We start from the raw sequence: 17,992 nt of genomic DNA on the forward strand, positions 1-17,992 counted from the left end.
CCCGTCCGTCAGGCGCTTCGCTCCTCGCCCGCCACCGGGCTCTCCGTGCAGGAAGAGCGCTGCGATGGCCAGGGAGCGCAGTGGGGTGGGGCCCACCCAAGCCGGCGACGGCGTCCGGTTCGGGGTTGTCGCCGGCGTCCGGGGGCGGCCAGACTGACGCCATGGAGCGTCCCGTTCTCGACCCGGCCGAGCAACGCGTGCTGGGGGCCCTGCTGGAGAAGGAACGGACGGTGCCGGCGTCCTACCCGCTGTCGCTCAATGCGCTGCGCACCGCCTGCAACCAGACCACCAGCCGCGAGCCGGTCTCCGACTACTCCGATGCTGAATTGGAGGAGATCGCGCGGCGCCTCAAGCAGCGCGAGTTGCTCCGCGTGGTGTGGGCGGGCAAGGGGTCGCGCACGCTGAAGTACCACCAGCGGCTCACCGACGCGCTCGCCCTCGACGACGCCGAGCGCGCGCTGCTCACCGTGCTGCTGCTCCGAGGGCCCCAGGCCGCGGGTGAGCTCAAGTCGCGCACCGAGCGGCTCCACACGTTCAGCGACCGGTCCGAGGTCGAGAACTGCCTCACCCGCCTGGCGGGTCGGACGCCCCCGCTGGCGGCTCAGCTGGAACGCCGCGCCGGTCAGCAGGATCCGCGCTGGTCGCACCTGCTCGGCCCGGTGCCGGACGCGACCGCCGCTGCTCCGGCGAGCGGGTCCATCGACCGCGAGGTCGTGCTCGCAGCAGGGCCGGCCGCCCGCGACGCGGCGGTGCGGGACGCGTACGACGCGGCCGCCGACGCGTACGCGGACGCCACCGCCGACGACCTCAACGACAAACCGTTCGACCGCTGGCTGCTGGAGCGGATCCCGGACGAGGCGCCGGCGGGCCCGCTGGTCGACGTAGGGTGCGGGCCGGGGCACGTGGCGGCCTTCTTGGCGGACGCCGGCGCGGAGGTCACCGGGGTGGACCTGTCACCCGCGATGATCGAACGCGCGCAGGCCGACTACGGCGACCTCACGTTCCAGGTCGGGGATTTCGCCCAGTTGTTGAGGCCGCCGCGCAACCCGGGGTGGGCCGCACTCGTGGCGTGGAACGCCTTCGCGCACCTGGCGGCGTCCGAACTGCCGGGGGTGTTTACGACGCTGGCCCGCACGCTGATCCCAGGGGGCTGGTTCGTCGCCAACGTGGAAATCGGACATGAGGTTCGCCACGTCACGCAGGCGTGGGGTCGAAGCGTCGACCTGACGTTCGTGCGGCACGATGCTGGCGCGGTGCGCGATGCTCTCGCCGCGGCCGGGTTGCGCGTGGACGAGTGGTACATCCGCGGTCCACAGGCTGATGAGGAGGGCGAGCGGTTGCTCGTGCTGGCGCGGCGTCCGTGATGGTCGACGGCTAGACGCGCGCCTCGGCCGGCGGCGCGGCGCGTCCGGCCAACGCCAGGACGGCGAACCCGGCGATGGCCAAGAGGGCCAGGGAAACTCGCAGGCTGGTGAAATCCGACACCAAGCCGATGAGTGGCGACGCGGCCAAGAACCCAATGCGCAGCAGCCAGCTCGCGATGGTGACGCCCGCGCCCTCGGGCAGCCCGGGGAGGCGTCCGGCTGCGGCGTACGCAGCGGGCACGACCGTCGCGCTGCCGTACCCGGCCAGCGCGAAACCGATCAGGACGGCCGGCAGTACCGGCACGGCGATGACCAGGACGCCGCCGATGGCGATCATGAGGCCGCCGAGGCGCATCACCGGGACGACGCCCCAGCGATCGGTGGCGAGGTCGCCGAGGAAGCGGCCGACCGTCTGGGCACCGATCATGACGACGAAGCCGATGCCGGCGATGCCGATGGGGGTCTCGACGATCTGCACCAGGTAGAGGGCCGCCCAGTTCATGGCGACCTCCTCGGGCAGGACGCCGACGATCGCCAGCACGGCGAGCGGGATGATGGCCAACCACATGGACTTCGTGAGCCGTGTGGACGCGGGGTGGTTGGACTCTTCCCTCCGCTGGGTGCGGAAATCGGCGGGGAGCCGGGCGAGCCAGACCGCGAGGCCAGCGATGGCGAGCCCGACGAGGGCGGCGGCGACGAGGTGGATCTGGAGGGGGACGCGCTGGCTGGCGGCGAAGGTGGCGACGGCGCCACCCGTCACGGCGCCCAGGCTCCACAGGGCGTGCAGCGAGTTGATGATCGACTTGCCGTAGAGGTCCTCGACCAGGAGGCCGTGGACGTTCTGGGCGGCGTCGGTCACCGCGTCCGCGAAGCCGGCGAGGAACATGGCGGCGCCCAGGACGAGGACGTGGGGGGCGAAGCCGATGATGCCGAAGGCGACGGTGAGGACGGCCGTGCTGCCGAAGGCGGTGGGCGCGGCGCCGAAGCGGCGGATGAGCGGGGCGGGCAGCCAGGACGAGAAGAGGGCCCCGAAGGGGTACATCGCGATGAGCACGCCGAACTGGGTGTTCGTGAGGCCGAACAGGGCCATGATCTCGGGGTAGCGCGGCAGCAGGTTCGACAGGGCGAAGCCGTTGGTGAAGAAGAGCAACGAGATGCCGATGCGGGCGCGCACGGGGTGGGTCGACGATGGTGACACGATTCAGGATCGTACGGGCGGCGTCGGAGAGAAGTCGAACTGCGTGAAACTCCGGTTTGGGTCTCAAACTCCGGCTCCGAACCCGGAGTTTGAGACCCAAGGGAGCGTGTCGGCGCCCCTCGGGCGGGCGGCTCAGGCCTGGCGCTTCTGGACGGACGCCCATTCGTCGCGGAGGCCGACCGTGCGGTGGAACGTCAGCGGCTCCGTGGTGTCGGCGGCGAAGTAACCCAGGCGCTCGAACTGGACGACCTCGCCGGGCTCCGTCTCCGCCAGCACCGCCTCCACCTTGCAGCCCGTCAGCAGCTCCAGGGACGCCGGGTTGAGGTCGTCCAGCGGCTCACCAGTCGCCTCACCCGGCACCTCGGTGGTGAAGAGCCGGTCGTACAGGGCCACGGTGGCATCCGCCGCGTGGTGCGCCGAAACCCAGTGCATCGTCGACTTCACCTTGCGCCCGTCGGGGGAGTTGCCCCCGCGGCTGGCCGGGTCGTAGGTCGCGTGGACGGCGACCACCTCGCCCGCCTCGTCGGTCACCACGTCGGTCGCGGTGACGAAATAGGCCCCCCGCAGGCGCACCTCCCTGCCCGGCGAGAGCCGGAAGAACTTCGGCGGCGGCACCTCGGCGAAGTCGTCGGCCTCGATCCACAGCTCGCCGCTGAACGCGACAAGGCGCGTCCCGGCCTCGGGATCGTCCGGATGGTTGGCGACCTCGAAGTGCTCCACCACCGGGTTGCCGTCGGCGTCGGTGGGCCAGTTCGTGAGCACCAGCTTGAGCGGACGCAGCACGGCCATCCGCCGCTGGGCCGTCGTGTTGAGCTCGCGGCGCACGAACGACTCGAATTCTTCGATTGCCTTGCGCGAGTTGGTGCGCGTGACGCCGACGGCCTCACAGAACGCACGCAGCGCGGCGGCCGGGTAGCCGCGCCGGCGCAGCCCACGCAAGGTCGGCATGCGCGGGTCGTCCCAGCCCGACACCACCTTGTCCTCCACCAGCGTGCGGAGCCGACGTTTCGAGGTGATCGTGTGCGTCAGCTCCAGCCGTGCGAACTCGCGCTGGGTCGGGGCGGGGCCGTCCAGCGGCAGGTGCGCCAGGAACCAGTCGTACAAGGGGCGATGTGACTCGAACTCCAGCGAGCACAGCGAATGGGTGACGCCCTCGATCGCGTCGGACTGGCCGTGTGCCCAGTCGTAGGTCGGGTAGAGGCACCACGCATCGCCCGTGCGGTGGTGGTGGGCGTGCCGGATGCGGTACATCACCGGGTCGCGCATCTGCATGTTCTCGTGCGCCATGTCGATCTTGGCCCGGAGCACGCGCGCACCGTCGGCGAATTCACCGGCACGCATGCGGCGCAGCAGGTCGAGGTTCTCCTCTGGCGTCCGGTTGCGGTTCGGCGACTCGACGCCCGGCGTCGAAAACGTGCCCCGCTGCTCGCTGATGGTGTCGGCGTCGGAGTCGTCGACGAACGCCAGCCCGGCCTCCACCAGGTGCTCGGCCCACACGTAGAGCTGCTCGAAGTAGTCCGAGGCGTGGCAGACCGAATCGGGGGTGTACCCGAGCCACGCGATGTCGTCGACGATCGACGCGACGTACTCGGCCTCCTCGGTGTCGGGGTTCGTGTCGTCCAGGCGCAGCTTGCAGACGCCCCCGAAGTCCTCCGCGATGCCGAAATTGGTGACGATCGCCTTCGCGTGCCCCACGTGCAGGTAACCGTTCGGCTCGGGCGGGAACCGGGTCTGGACGCGTCCGCCGTAGGTGCCCGCCTCGTTGTCGCGACGGATCAGGTCGCGGATGAAATCGTGGGCCCCGGACGGCGAATCGGTCATGCGCGAAGGCTACCAACGGCGCTCACGCGTCGCTCAGGCGAGGTCCCCGATGCGGAACGACGCCAGCGCGGCGTTCGGTCGCGTTCGATCGGCATGCTGGGCGCGGAAGCGTTCGGTCGCGTCGGTACCGCACAGCCCAAGGATGCGTGGCGCGCCCCCGGGGTGACGCCCGACCCACTCGGTGAGGTCGTAGACGCCGCCGTCGATCGCCACCCAGCACGACGCGGCGTCCGCGTGGGTGGCCACCTCGGCCAGCGAGTACGCCACTGCCGGGGACGCCTCGGCCGCGGCGGGGGCTGCCAGCCGCTGCGTCCACGTCGCGGTCGAGCCGGAGTGCCCCGCCAGCACGACGAACGTCAGGCAGGCCAGGGCCGCGCCCACGGCGAGCGCCCCGACGGCCAGGACGCCCACGCCCCGCTGGCCGGGGCGGTCGGCGTCCCGGCGCTGCAGCACCCACCACCATCCCGTGAGGACGGCCAACGCCACCGCGGCGATCATCGTCAGGGTGCCCCACCGGGCGTGGGCCTCGGGCTCGGTGAGCTGCGCCGCCAACGCCTCGCCCGAGAAGCGCGCCGCCACCGCGGCCACGGCCGCGGCAACCACCGCCACCAGCGTCAGCCCGGCGTGACGCTCGCGCCACCTGGCGGACGCCACCGCCGCAATGACGGCCAGCGCGGCCAACGGCACCAGCACCACGGCCGCGTGCACGACCAGGGGGTGGAAGGGAAGTCCGAGCATGCGCGTCAGTCGGCCGCCAGGTGGGGGGCACCCAGCCCAAAGCCCGTCGCGTAGGCGTTCCCCGCCGCGTCCACGTAGGGCTCGTAGTCGTCGAAGACGTCCTCACAGGACGCCTCGACGGTCGCCATGTCGGCCGGCATGGTGGCGGGCAGCCGGCCACCGGGGTGCCCGGCGCCGGTCACCACGTCGAGCAGCGCCCGATCCGAGACGCCGTAGTGGACGAACAGCGCGTCGGCGAGCGGCTCCACCTCGGCCAGCACCACCGGCGTGTCCAGCTTCACCACCGCGACCACCGGCCGGTCGCCCATCGCGGCCCGGGCCTGCTCCAACCGGTCGAGGTCGGAGGCGTTGGAGATCACGGCGTCCGCGCCGCGGTAGCTGCGGTCACCCGCCAGGGACGCCTCGCGCGCGGTCTCGGCGCGGTAGGGCCGGTACTGCAGGCTGATCGGCCGGAAGCCGTCGACGTACGGGTCGGCGTGCGGGCTCTCCATCACGACCAGGGCGGCGTCGGCGTCCGCCGGGTCGTCCACCGCCTCGAAGTACTCCGCCACCACCGCCGGCTGCAGGGCGTCGCTGTCGGCGGCGGGCACGAGATTGCGCATGAAGCCCTTGTGGGCGTCGGTGTGCCGGGGCGGGATCCACACCTTCGCGCCGCGTGGCAACCGCGTGTCGAGGCCCTTCAGCGCGATCACGGACGCCAGCTGCGCGTCGTGGCCGGCCTGCACGAACGCCGGATTGCCGACCACGGCGAGGCTCTCGGCCAGCTCCAGGTAGGGGTCGTCGAACAGCCCGACGCGGAACATGCCCCGCAGCAGCCGGACGGCCGCCTCCTCGAATCGGGCGCGCATCACGTCCTCGCCGTACCACTCGGCACCCAGCGCGTACGCCTCAAGCACCGGCGCCACCTCGTTGTTGCCGCCGAACTGGTCGACGCCGTTCATGATGAGGCGCAGGTGACGCTCGGCCACGCTCAGGTCCTCCACCCCGAAGCAGCGGGCGGCGAAGGAGTCCATCGGCCCGGGGTCGCCGGTGATGCCCCAGTCGGTGCACACCACGCCGTCGTAGCCGAGCTCGCCGCGCAGCTCGTCTTTGATGAGTTGCTCGCTGTAGGCGTTGCCGAACGCGCCCTCGTTCTGCCCGACCGACACCGAGTAGTACGGCATCACGGCTCCGGCGCTGCCGGTTGGCCCGTCAAGGGCGAACGCCCCCTCCACGAAGGGGCGGCGGTGGGCGTCCGCGTTGCCGCCGGGGTACACGTTGTACTGGCCGAACCGGTAGTGGGCGTCGCGTCCACCCTCGCCGGTGCCGCCGCCGGGCCAGTGCTTGACCATCGCGATGACGCTGCCCGGCCCCCAGCCGCCCTCGGCGTCCGGGGTGGTCTGCAGGGCGTCCACGTAGGCGCGGGTGAAGGCGACGGCCTGCTCGACGTCGCCGCCGAAGGTGTCCACGGCGCGCATCCAGCGCGGCTCGGTGGCCAGGTCGATCTGCGGGCCGAGCGCGGTGGTGAATCCCAGGGCGCGGTACTCCTGGCGGACGGTGTCGGCGAAACGCCGCACGGTCTCGACGTCGCCGATCGCGGCCAGCCCGATGCCCTCGGGCCACTTCGACACCGCGGCGCCGCTCGACTTGAACTCCGCGCCGGAGTCGGACGCCCCGTGGCGGGGGTCGGTGGAGAAGTTCACCGGCACGCTGAACGGCTGCTCCTCGGCGAGCTGCTGCATGCGGTTGTGCCAGCCGACGGCGGTCGGCACGTCGGCAAAGGTGATGACGAGCACGTGGCGGATGTTGTCGCGCAGGATGAGCTCGCGCTGGCCGTCGGTGAGATCGTCGGGGGCGTGGACGTCCGGGTCGTACGGCTGCCCGCCGTAGGTGCTCGAGAACGGCCCGCCGGGCAGTGACGGCACCGTCTGGTGCCGCGAGTAGAGCATGAGCCCGGCGATCTGCTCTAGGCTGAGGCGGCCGGCCAGGTCGCGGGCGCGGGCGGTGGCGTCCAGGCGCCAGTCCCCGGCCGGGATCAGCTCGCCGGTGCCCGCCAGGTCGCGGAACCAGCGGCCGTCGATCTCGACGACGCGGCCCGTGGCCGTCGAGATCGTCGGCCCGTCGGGGTTGGTGAAGCGCTGAACCATGGGGTCCTCCTCGATCCGGTCTGCCCCCGAGCCTACGGCCACCGGGGCCGGCATGGTTGAGTGGAGCCATGACGCCGAGTGGATCCAGGACGCCAACGCTGCCGACCCCCCGCACCCCCGACCCCGCCGAGGCTCCGCCGCTGCGCTGGGGCATCATCGCTCCCGGCAACATCGCCGGCGCCCTGGCGCACGCGGTGCGCACCCACACCCGCCAGCGGCTCGTGGCCTGCGGATCCCGCTCGGCCGAGCGGGCCGAGGCGTTCGCCCGCGAGCACGGCATCGAGCGGGCCTACGGCAGCTACGAACAACTCGTCGCCGACCCGGAGGTCGACGTCGTCTACATCGCCTCGCCACACAGCGAGCACCGCGCCCAGGCGCTGCTCGCCATCGAGGCCGGCAAGCATGTGCTCATCGAGAAGTCGGTCACGCGCAACGCCGCCGAGGCGCGGGCGGTGTTCGACGCGGCCCGCGAGGCCGGCGTCGCCTGTCTGGAGGCCATGTGGCCGCGGTTCGCCCCGCGCTACGACATCGTCCGCCAGCTGCTGGACGACGGCGCGCTCGGCGAGGTCGAGACCGTGCTGGCCGACCACGGCCAGCGCATCACCGCCGAGCACGCGCCCCGCCTGCACGACCCGGAGCTGGCCGGGGGCGCGCTGCTCGACCTCGGCGTCTACCCGGTGTCGTTCGCCCAGCTCGTGCTCGGCTCCCCGGCGGACGTCGACGCCCGCGGCACCCTGACCGAGACGGGCGTCGACCGGCAGGTGACCATGGTGCTGGGTGCCCCGGGCGGCGCGCAGGCCGCGCTGTCGACGACCCTGGCGGCCAAGACGCCGTGCGCCGCGTCCGTCTCCGGCTCGGCGGCCCGCGTCGAGCTGCCTGGCGTGTTCTACTCCCCGGGCATCGTGCGGCTCGTGACGGCCGAGGGCGACGCGGTCGAGTCCGAGCAGCCCGCGATCACCGGCAGCGAGGGCCTGTGCCACCAGGTCGCCCACCTCGCCCAGCTCATCGCGGACGGCCGCACCGAATCGCCCCTGCTGTCGCCGGAGGAGTCCGTCGCCGTCATGACGACCATGGACGACGTGCGCGCGCAGGTCGGCGTGCGGTATCCGGGGGAGTAGGAGACCGCACGGCCGAGGTCAGGGGAGCAGCGCCAGCAGCTCGGCCGGGCGGTGCCGGAACCGCTCGATGCTCTCGGTGCCGTCGGTCAGGGCGAGCAGGGTGCGGGTCAGCACCTCGTTGACCGGGGTGGGGACGCCGTGGGCGGCGCCGTGGCGCACCACGGCCCCGTTGAGGAACTCGACCTCGGAGCGGCCCCGCCCCGAGTGCAGGTCGATGTGGAAGCTCGGCATCTTGTCCCCGCGCCCGGAGCCGAGCGCCCGCGTGAGGGCCGGCTGCGCGATCACCCGGGGCAGCCGTTGCGCGGCCAGGGCCAGCAGGCGGACGGGCGTGCCTGGCAGGTCGACCGGTCGCAGCCCCATCGCGCGCATCACGCGCAGGCACTCGCGCAGCACCTCGACCTCGACGCGGTAGAGATCGGCGTCGGAGAACAGCGCGGCCACCGGCAGATCGAGGATCGCCGAGGTGGCGTTGCCGGTCAGGTTCGTGAGTAGCTTCGACCACTTCATCGCGTCCGCGTCGGCAAACCCGCGGCAGGCGAGCCCGGCGCCGTCCAGCGCCGCGACGAGCCGATCGGACAGCGGGTGGCCGAGCGCGACGCCCATGCCGCGGTGCTTCTCCTCCACGGCCTCGCCGACGCCCGGCTTGCCGACGGCCGACACCACGGTGCCCGCGATCACCCCGGACGCCCCCACGCGCGCGGCGATCGTGGCCTCGTTGTCGACGCCGTTCTGTAGGCTGAGGATCGCCGGGAGCGACGCCCCGGTGGCCACCAAAGAGTCGATGGCGTCCGCGGTGTCGAAGGACTTCAGCGCCACCACGGCCACGTCGTGCGGGCCGGCGGCGAGGGCGTCCGCCGGGCTGTCGTACACCGTGACCGTGTCGACGGCGCGGACGCCGCCCGCGGTGGTCACGCGCAGGCCGCGCTCCCGGATCACCGCTGCGGTGGCCGGCTGCTCGACGAACGCCACCGTCTGGCCGGACGCGGCGAGCGAGCCGCCGATGTAGGTGCCGATCGCGCCGGCTCCCAGGAACAGGAACTTCATCGCCCACCGCCTTTCCGCGCCGAGCCTAGCGACCCGTTGTCGGTCGGTCTCCCTAAGCTGGCTGCCATGAGTACCGCCCACCCCGCGCCCCGCCGCGGCACGACCCTGTGGCGCCTCGTGCTGGTGCTGTTGCTCCTGGCCGTGGCGGCCGGGGTGGTGTGGGCCTATGTGGTGCCGCGTCCCCCGTCGCCGGACGCCGTGCCCGTCGAGACGACGCCGGCGCCCACGCCGACCCCGACCCCCGCGATCCCGGAGATCGCGCGCCAGCAGGTCTGGACGTCCGACACCCCCTCCTCGGGGGAGTACCGGCTGAACACGGTCGCCCTCGAGCCTGCCGTCGCGCACGAGCGGGTGGTCGACTATGTGGTCAAGGTCGAGTCCACGGTGCCCGACATCGACCCCGACGAGGCGGCCCGGGAGATCCAGGCCGTGTTCGACGATGAACGCGGCTGGGCCGGGTACGGCCGGACGTCCTTCCGGGCGGTCACGCACGAGTCGGCCGCGGCGATGATCCTGTACCTTGCCGCCCCCGACAGCGCCCAGGAGTTGTGCGCCCCGCTCGACATCGCGCGGACGTGGAACTGCCGCAACGGCGCCAACGTCGTGCTGAACACCGACCGCTGGCTGTACATGACGCCCACCTACGACGACCTCGCCGCGTACCGCGCCTACCTGGTCAACCACGAGGTGGGGCACTACCTCGGGCTGGGGCACGTCGAGTGCCCCGCGGCTGGCAGCGTCGCCCCGGTGATGATGCAGCAGAGCATCGACCTGGGCGGGTGCCTGCCCAACGCGTGGCCCCGCGAGGCGGACTGACTCAGCCGCCCGCCCGCCGGTAGAGGAAGGCGGCCATGGCCTCGCGACTGACCGGATCCCACGGCCGGTAGGTGCCGTCGGGGTAGCCAGTGGTGACGCCGCTGGCGACCAGCCACTCGATCTCGGCGCGGAACGGGAGCCCGGCCGGCACGTCGGTGAACGTCGCCCGCGCCGGCGGGGTGAGGGCCGGGGAGCCGCTCGCACGGTGCAGGAAGGCGGCCATGGCGTCGCGGCGCACGGGTTCGAGCGGCCGGTACGTGCCGTCCGGGTACCCCGTGGTGATGCCCACCGACGCGGCCCACTCGATCTCGCGGTAGAACGGGTTGTCGGGCGTCACGTCGCGGAACGTCTGCCGCGTCGGGGTGAAGGCGGGCGCACCGGCGGCGCGGTGGAGGAACGCGGCCATCGCGTCGCGGGCGATGGGCTGCGCCGGGCGGAACGTGCCGTCCGGCCAACCGGTGGCGATGCGGCGCGCAGTCAGCCATTCGACCTCGTTGCGGAAGCCCGAGCTGGCCGCATCGGTGTAGGACGCCGGTGGGGCGGTCACGCCGGCGACGCCGAGGGTCGTCCGGCGCGCAGCCGTCCACCAGATGGTCAGGTTCGCGTAGCGCTTCGAGCACACCCCGGCCGCGGTGCACGTCATCGGCGCCAGCGCGTTGCCCGTCCGGGCGGCCGTGAGCTGGGACGCTCGCGCGAGGGTCTCGGTGAGGGCGGGGGTGACGGTGGCCGGGGGCGAGGGCGCGATGGGCGGGGCGGTCGAGCCGGAGGCGGTCGCGGGGAACCAGGCGCGCAGGATGCGGTGGAAGTTGCGGTTGCCGTAGGTGGAGCACGCGTCGCCGGTGCCCGACACCGCGGCGATCGCGGCCTGGTTCGGCACGTAGGGGGTGTAGTTGTACAGCCCCGCGGTGGCCTGGTTCTGCAGGTACACCGACGCCTTCCCGCACGTGGTCTCGGGGTGGTAGGCGATCTGCACGGTGGTGCCGGCGCGGTGGTTGTAGCGCTCCGGGTGCTGCCGGTACTTCTGGAAGCGCTCGGCGGCGCCGTAGACCTGCGCGAAGTAGGACGCCCAGTCCGGCGCGCAGCCGGTGAAGTCGGGGCACCCGGCCCCCGTTGCCTGGTTGTACATCTGCCGGGTGAGCTGGCTGCCCGAGCGGGTGAGCAGGCTCGACTCGCGCTGGATCAGCACGAGCAGCACCTGCGGGTTGATGCCGCACGCCGTCGCCACGTCGGCGACGATGCCCGCCCCGGTGTTGGCGGGGTTGGCCGCGAGCGCTGCGCAGTAGGCGGTGGCGGTGAGCGCGGGGGTGGGCACCGTGTAGTCCTTCAGGCACGGCGTCTTGTCGGCGTTCGGCACGCAGGCGGCGCCGATCTGGGTGACGAACGCGGTCACCTCGGCGCGCGTCATCGCGCCCGGCCGGTAGAACGCGGCGTCCGAGATGAGGTTGCCGGGGTCGAAGCCGTCCAACGGGGAGGCGGCGGACGCCGGCGTCGGTGCGGCCCAGCCGGCCAGCCCGACCGCCAGGGCGGCCGCCGCGGCGGCGAGCGCGCGGAGGGGGCGAAGGACGGGCATGGTGCTCCTCAGGGGCCGACGGATGGGCGTCCGGGCGGGGTAGCCTGCGGGGCATGCTCGCCCTGCTCTCGCCCGCCAAGTCGCTCGACTTCGACACGCCGCTGCCGACGCGCAGGCACACCGTACCGACCCTGCTGGGCGAGTCGGAAGCCCTCATCGACGTCCTGCGCGGCCTGTCGGTGGCCGACGTCGGTGCCCTGATGGACATCTCCGAGGAGCTCGCCGCCCTCAACGCCCAGCGGTACGCCGAGTTCACCGTTCCGTTCACGCCGGCCAACGCGCGCCCGGCCGTGTTCGCGTTCGCGGGTGACGTGTACCAGGGGATGGACCCCCGCCGGTTCGACACCCGCGACCTCACGCGCGCCCAGAAGACGGTGCGGATCCTCTCCGGGCTCTACGGCGTGCTGCGCCCCCTCGACCTCGTGCAGCCCTACCGGTTGGAGATGGGCACGCGGCTGCGGACCGAGCGCGGCGCGTCCCTGTACGCGTGGTGGGGACGCCGCATCACCGACGCGCTGCGCGACGACCTGGCCGCCTCCCCGGGCGCGGACGCCGTGGTGAACCTGGCCTCGCAGGAGTACTTCGGCGCGGTGGACGTCGAGCACCTGGCCGCCCGCGTGATCTCGCCGCGCTTCGAGGACACCTCGGCGCGGGGCCAGCGGTCGGTGGTGTCCTTCTACGCCAAGCGGGCGCGCGGGGCGATGGCGGCGTGGCTGGTGCAGCAACGGGTGCAGAGCGTCGCGGCCCTGCGGGGGTTCGACGCCGCGGGGTACCGCTTCGACGCGGACGCCTCGACGGCCGACCAGCCGGTGTTCGTCCGCCGCTTCGAGGACAGGCCTGCGCCGGCCGGAGGTTAGGCGTCCGGGCTGAACGCCAGCGCGGCGACGTCCCCGATCACCACCACCGACGGCGGGGCCATGCCGGCGGCGGCCTCGGCCAGCTCGGCCAGCGGGGCGCGCACCACGTCCTGCCGCGCGGAGAACGCGTGGGTGACGACGGCGGCCGGCGTGGCGGCGTCCAGGCCCCCGGCGCGGAGCTCGGCGGTGATCTCGGGCAGGTTCTTGACGCCCATGAGGATGACCAGCGTGGTGCCGGCGTGCGCCAGGGCGCGCCAGTCCAGCGTGCTGCGCGAGTCGCTGGGCGCGACGTGGCCGGAGACCACGGTGAACCCCTGGGTCAGGCTGCGGTGGGTGACCGGGATGCCGACGGCCGCGGGGGCGGCGACGGCGGACGTCACGCCGGGGATGACCTCGACCGGGACGCCGGCCCGCGCGCACGCCAGCCACTCCTCCCCGCCGCGGCCGAACACGAAGCTGTCGCCGCCCTTGAGGCGGACGACCCGGCTGCCGGCGCGGGCGTGTTCGACGAGGAGGTCGTTGATCACGTCCTGGCTGGTGGCGTCGCTGCTGCGCGGCCGCTTGCCGACCTCGATCACCCGGGCGCCGGGGCGGAGGAACGCGGTGGGGTCGGGCGCGAGGTGGTCGATCAGCACCACGTCGGCCTGGCCGAGGGCGCGCGCGGCGGCGACCGTGAGCAGATCGGGGTCGCCCGGGCCACCGCCCACGAGGGTCACGGACCCGGGGAGGAGCTCGGAGCGCATGCCCGACAGGGTAGGCCAGCGCGGGTCGCGCGCTTCGGGCCGTCCGAGCCTTGTGCGTTCAGCCGGCGACGGCCACCTCGGTGACTTGGCGTCCCGCCGGGGTGAGGGCCGCGGGGTGCTGCAACACCTCGGCCGCGAGCGCCTCGGCCGCGGCGGGGTCGTCGACGGCCAGGCGCAGCACGACGGTCGGCCCCCAGGTGGCGTCGGTCACCTCGACGCCGCGCGCGAGCAGGGCGCCGTGGACGCGTCCGGCCTCGTCAGGGCCCAGTTCCAGCTCCACCAACGTACGCACGACGTGCCGGACGCGCGGCGCGCCGTCCAGCGCCAGCGCGACGGCGTCGGAGTAGGCGCGCACCAGCCCACCGGTGCCGAGCAGCGTGCCGCCGAAGTGGCGCGTCACGACGGCGACCACGTTGGTGAGCCCGGCGCCGCGCAGCACCTCGAGCATCGGGGTGCCGGCGGTGCCCGCGGGTTCGCCGTCGTCGGAGGAGCGCTCGATGGGCTGGGCATCGGCCACATCGACGATGAAGGCGCTGCAGTGGTGCCTGGCCTCGGGGGCTCGGGCGCGGGCGGCCGCGACCACGGCGCGGGCGGCGTCCTCGTCGTCCACACGCTCGACCCGGGCGAGGAACACCGACCGCTTCACCTCGAGCGTGGCCTCGCGGACGTGCCCGAGCGGCAGCCGGTCGGCCACGGTCAGGCCTGGGCCGCGGCGGCGTCCGGCTCGGACGCCTCGTCGGCCAGCACGCGCGCGGGGTCGGCGAGCAGGGTGGCGATGCCGTGGTAGGCCGCGCCGAGGGCCCCGGGGGCCTCGGCCGCGGTGCGGACGCTGACCTGCACCGGCTCGAAGGGCCCCGACAGCACGCGGGTGTCGAGCTCGGCGCGCACGGCCGGGGTGAGCGCGTCGGCCAGCTCGGCGAGGTGACCGCCGAGCACGACGTGGGAGAGGTCGAGCAGGTTGAGCGCCGCCGAGAGCGCGATGCCGAGGGCCCGGCCGGCGCGGGTGAGGGCGGCGGCGAGGGCCGGGTCGGGGTCGGGGGCGGCGGCGTCCGCGACGAGGACGTCCCAGTCGTCGCGCCCGGACGCGGCGAGCAGGGCCCGGCGTCCGGCGACGGCCTCCAGGCAGCCGCGCGCGCCGCAGCCGCAGACCGGCCCGTCCGGGTCGACGCACACGTGGCCGAGCTCGCCGGCCCAGCCGTGCCGCCCGGCGAGCACCTGGCCGCCGAGCACGGTCGACGAGCCGATGCCGACGTTGCCCGAGACGTACACGAACGAGTCGAGGTCGCCCGGGTACCCCGGGGCGGGCTGGGCGATGGTGAGGGCGGCGCAGTCGGCCTCGTTGTCCAGCCCCGTGAGGGTGCGTTCGGACGCCCATCGCGCCAGGTGGGGCAGCACGGCGACCTGGCTCCAGCCGAGGTTCGGCGCGCGCAGCAGGACGCCCGCGTCGTGGTCGACGATGCCGGGCAGGGCCACGTGGGCCGACAGCAGGTGGGCCCCGGCCGGGGCGTCCGCGAGCGTTTCGGCCCCGAGATCGGCCAGGCGCGCGAGGGTGGCGTCGGCGTCCGAGCCCGCGAGGTCGTCGGTCACGAACCGGCGAGCGAGCACGCGGCCGGCGAGGTCGATGACGTAGGAGGCGAGGTGACCGACGTTGGCCTCCAGGCCCAGCGCCACGAACGTGCCCGGCGCCGGCCGCAGCGGCACCCCGGGTCGGCCCCGGCCGCGCTGGGCCGGGTCGTCCTCGGCCAGGATGCCGCCGGCGACCAGCTGGTCGACGAGCCGGGAGACCGTCGAACGTGTCATGCCCGTGGCCCCCGCGACGTCCGCCCGGGTGAATTCTCCAGGGCGCGCGAACACGGCCTGGGCCACCAGCACGAGATTCAAGGAGCGAAGCGTCGACTGCCGTGCGCCGCGGGGTGAGGTGGAGGACAATGGCTGCACATCTTGACTGTACGCGAGAGCGCGTTTAGTCTTGTCGTGAAACTTATATCGATGGCGAGGAGGCCTCATCATGGTTCGTGCTCCGGAGAAGTCAGACAAGTTCTCGTTCGGTCTGTGGACGATCGGCTGGACGGGCACCGACCCCTTCGGCCCGGACACCCGCCCGGCCCTGGAGCCCTGGGAGTACGCGGAGAAGCTGGCCGAGCTGGGCGCGTGGGGCATCACGTTCCACGACAACGACGTGTACCCCTTCGACGCCGACGACGCGACCCGTTCGGAGCGCATCGACACGCTCAAGAAGGCGGCGGAGGCGTCCGGCCTGGTCATCGAGATGGTGACGACCAACACGTTCAGCCACCCCGTGTTCAAGGACGGCGGTCTCACCGCCAACGACCGCGCGGTGCGCCGCTTCGGCCTGCGCAAGGTGCTGCGCAACGTCGACCTGGCGGCCGAGCTGGGGGCGTCCACCTTCGTGATGTGGGGTGGCCGCGAGGGCACCGAGTACGACTCGTCGAAGGATCTCCACGCCGCGCACCAGCGTTACGCCGAGGGGCTCGACACGGTCGCGGCCCACATCAAGGAGCAGGGCTACGACCTGCGCATCGCCCTGGAGCCGAAGCCGAACGAGCCCCGCGGTGACATCTTCCTGCCCACCATCGGGCACGCCCTCGGCCTCATCGCCACGCTGGAGCACGGCGACATCGTCGGCCTCAACCCCGAGGTCGGGCACGAGCAGATGGCGAACCTCAACTACACCCACGGCCTGGCGCAGGCGCTGCAGGCCGGCAAGCTGTTCCACATCGACCTGAACGGCCAGAAGGGCCTGAAGTACGACCAGGACCTCGTGTTCGGCCACGGCGACCTGCTGAGCGCGTTCTTCACGGTCGACCTGCTGGTCAACGGCTTCCCCAACGGCGGCCCGACTTACGACGGCCCGATCCACTTCGACTACAAGCCCTCGCGCACCGAGGGCATGGAGGGCATCTGGGACACGGCGAAGGCCAACATGGAGACCTACCTGTTGCTCGCCGAGAAGGCCCGCGCGTTCCGCGCCGACCCGCAGGTGCAGGAGACCATGAAGGCCGCCGGCATCTTCGAGCTCGGTGTGCCCACGCTGGCCCAGGGCGAGTCGGTGGCCGACTTCCTGGCCGCCGAGGAGGAGTTCGACGCCGAGGCCTCCGGGGCGCGGGAGACGTACTTCGTCCGCCTGTACCAGCAGGCGCTGGCCCACCTGATCGGCTGACGCCGTGACGCTGGTCGCCGGAATCGACAGCTCCACCCAGTCGGTCAAGGTCCTGGTCGTCGACGCCGAGTCCGGCGCCGTCGTCCGCCAGGGCCGGGCCGCCCATCCCGACGGCACCGAGGTGGCGCCGTCGGCGTGGTGGACGGCCCTGGGCGAGGCCATGGAGTCCGCCGGCGGGCTGGACGACGTCGCCGCGGTGTCGGTCGGCGGCCAGCAGCACGGCATGGTGGCGCTGGACGCCTCCGGTGCGGTGATCCGCGACGCGCTGCTGTGGAACGACACCCGCAGCGCGCCGGCGGCATCCGACCTCACCGAGGAGCTGGGCGGGCCGCAGGCGTGGGTGGACGCCGTCGGCTCGGTGCCGGTGGCCAGCCTCACCGCCACCAAGCTGCGGTGGCTTGCCGATGCGGAGCCCGACCACGCGGCCGCCGTCGCGGCCGTGGCCCTGCCGCACGACTGGCTCACGTGGCAGCTCGCCGGCGCGCCGGGCATCGAGGCGTTGGTCACCGACCGGTCGGACGCCTCGGGCACGGCCTACTTCGACGCCGTGGGCAACGCCTATCGCCGCGACCTGCTGGGCCTCGCGCTGCGCCGCGACGCCGCCGACGTGGTGCTGCCCCGCGTGCTGGGGCCGGCGGAATCGGGGTTGGCCATGGCCACCTCCGGGGCCCCGCTGGGGCCGGGCTGCGGCGACAACGCCGGCGCGGCCCTGGGGCTGGGGCTGACCCCGGGGGAGACGTCGCTCTCGCTCGGCACGTCCGGGGTGGTGGCGGTGGTCTCGACCACGCCGGTCGCGGACGCCTCGGGTGCGATCAACGGTTTCGCCGATGCCACGGGTGAGTACCTGCCCCTGGCCTGCACGCTGAACGCCGCCCAGGTGTTCGACGTGTTCGCTCGCCTGTTGGGCGTCGACCACCGCGCGCTCGGTGAGCTCGCGCTGAGCGCCGAGCCGGGCGCGGGCGGGTTGGTGCTGCTGCCGCTGTTCAACGGCGAGCGGACGCCCAACCTCCCGGACGCCACGGCCTCTCTGCGCCACATGACGATGGCCAACTCCACGCGGGCCAACCTGGCGCGCGCGGCGTTCGAGGGCGTCCTCGGTCATATGGCCTACGCCCTGGACGCCGTCCGCTCGTTTGGCGTGGCCGTCGAGCGTGTGTCGCTGGTGGGCGGGGCGGCGAAGTCCGCCGCGATTCGCCAGCTGGCGCCGTCGATCCTCGGGGTCGAGGTCGTCGTGCCGCCGGACGGAGAATACGTCGCCCTGGGCGCGGCCAAGCAGGCCGCGTGGGTGGCGTCCGGTGCCGCCGAGGTGCCCGTCTGGCCCTTGGCGGGGGTCGAGACCCTCGCGGGCGACGACACCCCCTTCATCCGGCAGCGGTTCGCCGAGGCCCTGGCCGAGGCCGAGGGAGTCTGAGAAGC

Annotated in this window: 15 protein-coding genes; 6 read left to right on the plus strand and 9 right to left on the minus strand. The window is 73.3% G+C overall.

Annotated features, from left to right (window positions below; translation table 11 throughout):
* Nucleotides 1-161: 161 nt before the first annotated feature.
* Nucleotides 162-1,364, plus strand: a complete 1,203-nt coding sequence (locus IFY26_RS01470) for a DUF480 domain-containing protein (RefSeq protein ID WP_232547232.1) — start codon at nt 162-164, stop codon at nt 1,362-1,364.
* A gap of 10 nt (nt 1,365-1,374) precedes the next feature.
* On the opposite strand, the gene IFY26_RS01475 is transcribed toward IFY26_RS01470, so the two are convergent.
* The 4 genes from IFY26_RS01475 to IFY26_RS01490 all read right to left on the minus strand — a co-directional run bounded on the left by IFY26_RS01475 (nt 1,375) and on the right by IFY26_RS01490 (nt 7,247).
* Nucleotides 1,375-2,562 (minus strand): MFS transporter, encoded by a 1,188-nt coding sequence (locus IFY26_RS01475; RefSeq protein ID WP_232547233.1) that lies wholly within the window; start codon nt 2,560-2,562, stop codon nt 1,375-1,377.
* 132 nt (nt 2,563-2,694) lie between these two features.
* Nucleotides 2,695-4,383, minus strand: coding sequence for a glutamine--tRNA ligase/YqeY domain fusion protein (locus IFY26_RS01480; protein ID WP_232547234.1), 1,689 nt, complete (start codon nt 4,381-4,383; stop codon nt 2,695-2,697).
* Between the two features lie 33 nt (nt 4,384-4,416).
* Nucleotides 4,417-5,121 carry a cytochrome b5 domain-containing protein gene (locus tag IFY26_RS01485; protein WP_232547235.1) on the minus strand — a complete coding sequence of 235 codons (705 nt, stop codon included), beginning with the start codon at nt 5,119-5,121 and terminating at the stop codon, nt 4,417-4,419.
* 5 nt (nt 5,122-5,126) lie between these two features.
* The gene (locus IFY26_RS01490) at nt 5,127-7,247 is read right to left on the minus strand and encodes a glycoside hydrolase family 3 N-terminal domain-containing protein (protein ID WP_232547236.1); all 2,121 of its coding nucleotides are present in this window, start codon (nt 7,245-7,247) and stop codon (nt 5,127-5,129) included.
* Nucleotides 7,248-7,315: 68 nt separating this feature from the next.
* On the opposite strand from IFY26_RS01490, the gene IFY26_RS01495 reads away from it, so the two are divergent.
* The gene (locus tag IFY26_RS01495; RefSeq protein ID WP_232547237.1) at nt 7,316-8,365 is read left to right on the plus strand and encodes a Gfo/Idh/MocA family protein; all 1,050 of its coding nucleotides are present in this window, start codon (nt 7,316-7,318) and stop codon (nt 8,363-8,365) included.
* Nucleotides 8,366-8,383: 18 nt separating this feature from the next.
* Here IFY26_RS01495 and IFY26_RS01500 read toward each other — a convergent pair whose 3' ends face one another.
* Entirely contained in the window at nt 8,384-9,409 is a 1,026-nt protein-coding gene (locus IFY26_RS01500; RefSeq protein ID WP_232547238.1) for a ketopantoate reductase family protein, read from the minus strand.
* Nucleotides 9,410-9,475: 66 nt separating this feature from the next.
* Between IFY26_RS01500 and IFY26_RS01505 the strand changes: the two genes are divergently transcribed.
* A complete protein-coding gene (locus IFY26_RS01505) occupies nt 9,476-10,225 on the plus strand; it encodes a DUF3152 domain-containing protein (protein ID WP_232547239.1) in 750 nt (249 codons plus the stop codon).
* Nucleotide 10,226: 1 nt separating this feature from the next.
* Here the strand turns inward: IFY26_RS01505 and IFY26_RS01510 are convergent, their stop codons facing one another.
* Nucleotides 10,227-11,795, minus strand: a complete 1,569-nt coding sequence (locus IFY26_RS01510) for an S-layer homology domain-containing protein (RefSeq protein ID WP_232547240.1) — start codon at nt 11,793-11,795, stop codon at nt 10,227-10,229.
* 53 nt (nt 11,796-11,848) lie between these two features.
* Between IFY26_RS01510 and yaaA the strand changes: the two genes are divergently transcribed.
* On the plus strand, nt 11,849-12,652 hold the full coding sequence (gene yaaA / locus IFY26_RS01515) for a peroxide stress protein YaaA (protein ID WP_232547241.1): 804 nt from the start codon (nt 11,849-11,851) through the stop codon (nt 12,650-12,652).
* On the opposite strand, the gene cobA is transcribed toward yaaA, so the two are convergent.
* The 3 genes from cobA to IFY26_RS01530 are packed head-to-tail and all read right to left on the minus strand — an operon-like array spanning nt 12,649 to nt 15,267.
* A complete protein-coding gene (gene cobA, locus IFY26_RS01520) occupies nt 12,649-13,395 on the minus strand; it encodes a uroporphyrinogen-III C-methyltransferase (protein WP_232547242.1) in 747 nt (248 codons plus the stop codon). The two genes, yaaA and cobA, sit on opposite strands and share 4 nt — an antisense overlap.
* Nucleotides 13,396-13,453: 58 nt before the next feature.
* Nucleotides 13,454-14,089: an IMPACT family protein gene (locus IFY26_RS01525; protein WP_232547243.1), complete on the minus strand. Its 636-nt coding sequence runs from the start codon at nt 14,087-14,089 to the stop codon at nt 13,454-13,456.
* A gap of 2 nt (nt 14,090-14,091) precedes the next feature.
* Complete coding sequence (locus IFY26_RS01530) at nt 14,092-15,267, minus strand: ROK family transcriptional regulator (protein WP_232547462.1); 1,176 nt, start codon at nt 15,265-15,267, stop codon at nt 14,092-14,094.
* 136 nt (nt 15,268-15,403) lie between these two features.
* Here IFY26_RS01530 and xylA point away from each other — a divergent pair, with 136 nt between their 5' ends.
* Nucleotides 15,404-16,576: a xylose isomerase gene (gene xylA, locus IFY26_RS01535; RefSeq protein WP_232547244.1), complete on the plus strand. Its 1,173-nt coding sequence runs from the start codon at nt 15,404-15,406 to the stop codon at nt 16,574-16,576.
* A 4-nt stretch (nt 16,577-16,580) separates the two neighbouring features.
* Nucleotides 16,581-17,987: a xylulokinase gene (gene xylB, locus IFY26_RS01540; protein ID WP_232547245.1), complete on the plus strand. Its 1,407-nt coding sequence runs from the start codon at nt 16,581-16,583 to the stop codon at nt 17,985-17,987.
* Nucleotides 17,988-17,992: the final 5 nt, after the last annotated feature.

It is taken from the genome of Propioniciclava soli (assembly GCF_014858005.1).
GTDB lineage: Bacteria > Actinomycetota > Actinomycetes > Propionibacteriales > Propionibacteriaceae > Propioniciclava > Propioniciclava soli.

Bases quoted from the DNA above. Each gene is read 5' to 3' on its own strand.
- IFY26_RS01470 (WP_232547232.1), top strand. From the start codon at position 162: ATGGAGCGTCCCGTTCTCGACCCGGCCGAGCAACGCGTGCTGGGGGCC.
- IFY26_RS01480 (WP_232547234.1), bottom strand. From the start codon at position 4,383: ATGACCGATTCGCCGTCCGGGGCCCACGATTTCATCCGCGACCTGATC.
- IFY26_RS01485 (WP_232547235.1), bottom strand. From the start codon at position 5,121: ATGCTCGGACTTCCCTTCCACCCCCTGGTCGTGCACGCGGCCGTGGTG.
- IFY26_RS01490 (WP_232547236.1), bottom strand. From the start codon at position 7,247: ATGGTTCAGCGCTTCACCAACCCCGACGGGCCGACGATCTCGACGGCC.
- IFY26_RS01495 (WP_232547237.1), top strand. From the start codon at position 7,316: ATGACGCCGAGTGGATCCAGGACGCCAACGCTGCCGACCCCCCGCACC.
- IFY26_RS01500 (WP_232547238.1), bottom strand. From the start codon at position 9,409: ATGAAGTTCCTGTTCCTGGGAGCCGGCGCGATCGGCACCTACATCGGC.
- IFY26_RS01505 (WP_232547239.1), top strand. From the start codon at position 9,476: ATGAGTACCGCCCACCCCGCGCCCCGCCGCGGCACGACCCTGTGGCGC.
- IFY26_RS01510 (WP_232547240.1), bottom strand. From the start codon at position 11,795: ATGCCCGTCCTTCGCCCCCTCCGCGCGCTCGCCGCCGCGGCGGCCGCC.
- yaaA (WP_232547241.1), top strand. From the start codon at position 11,849: ATGCTCGCCCTGCTCTCGCCCGCCAAGTCGCTCGACTTCGACACGCCG.
- cobA (WP_232547242.1), bottom strand. From the start codon at position 13,395: ATGCGCTCCGAGCTCCTCCCCGGGTCCGTGACCCTCGTGGGCGGTGGC.
- xylA (WP_232547244.1), top strand. From the start codon at position 15,404: ATGGTTCGTGCTCCGGAGAAGTCAGACAAGTTCTCGTTCGGTCTGTGG.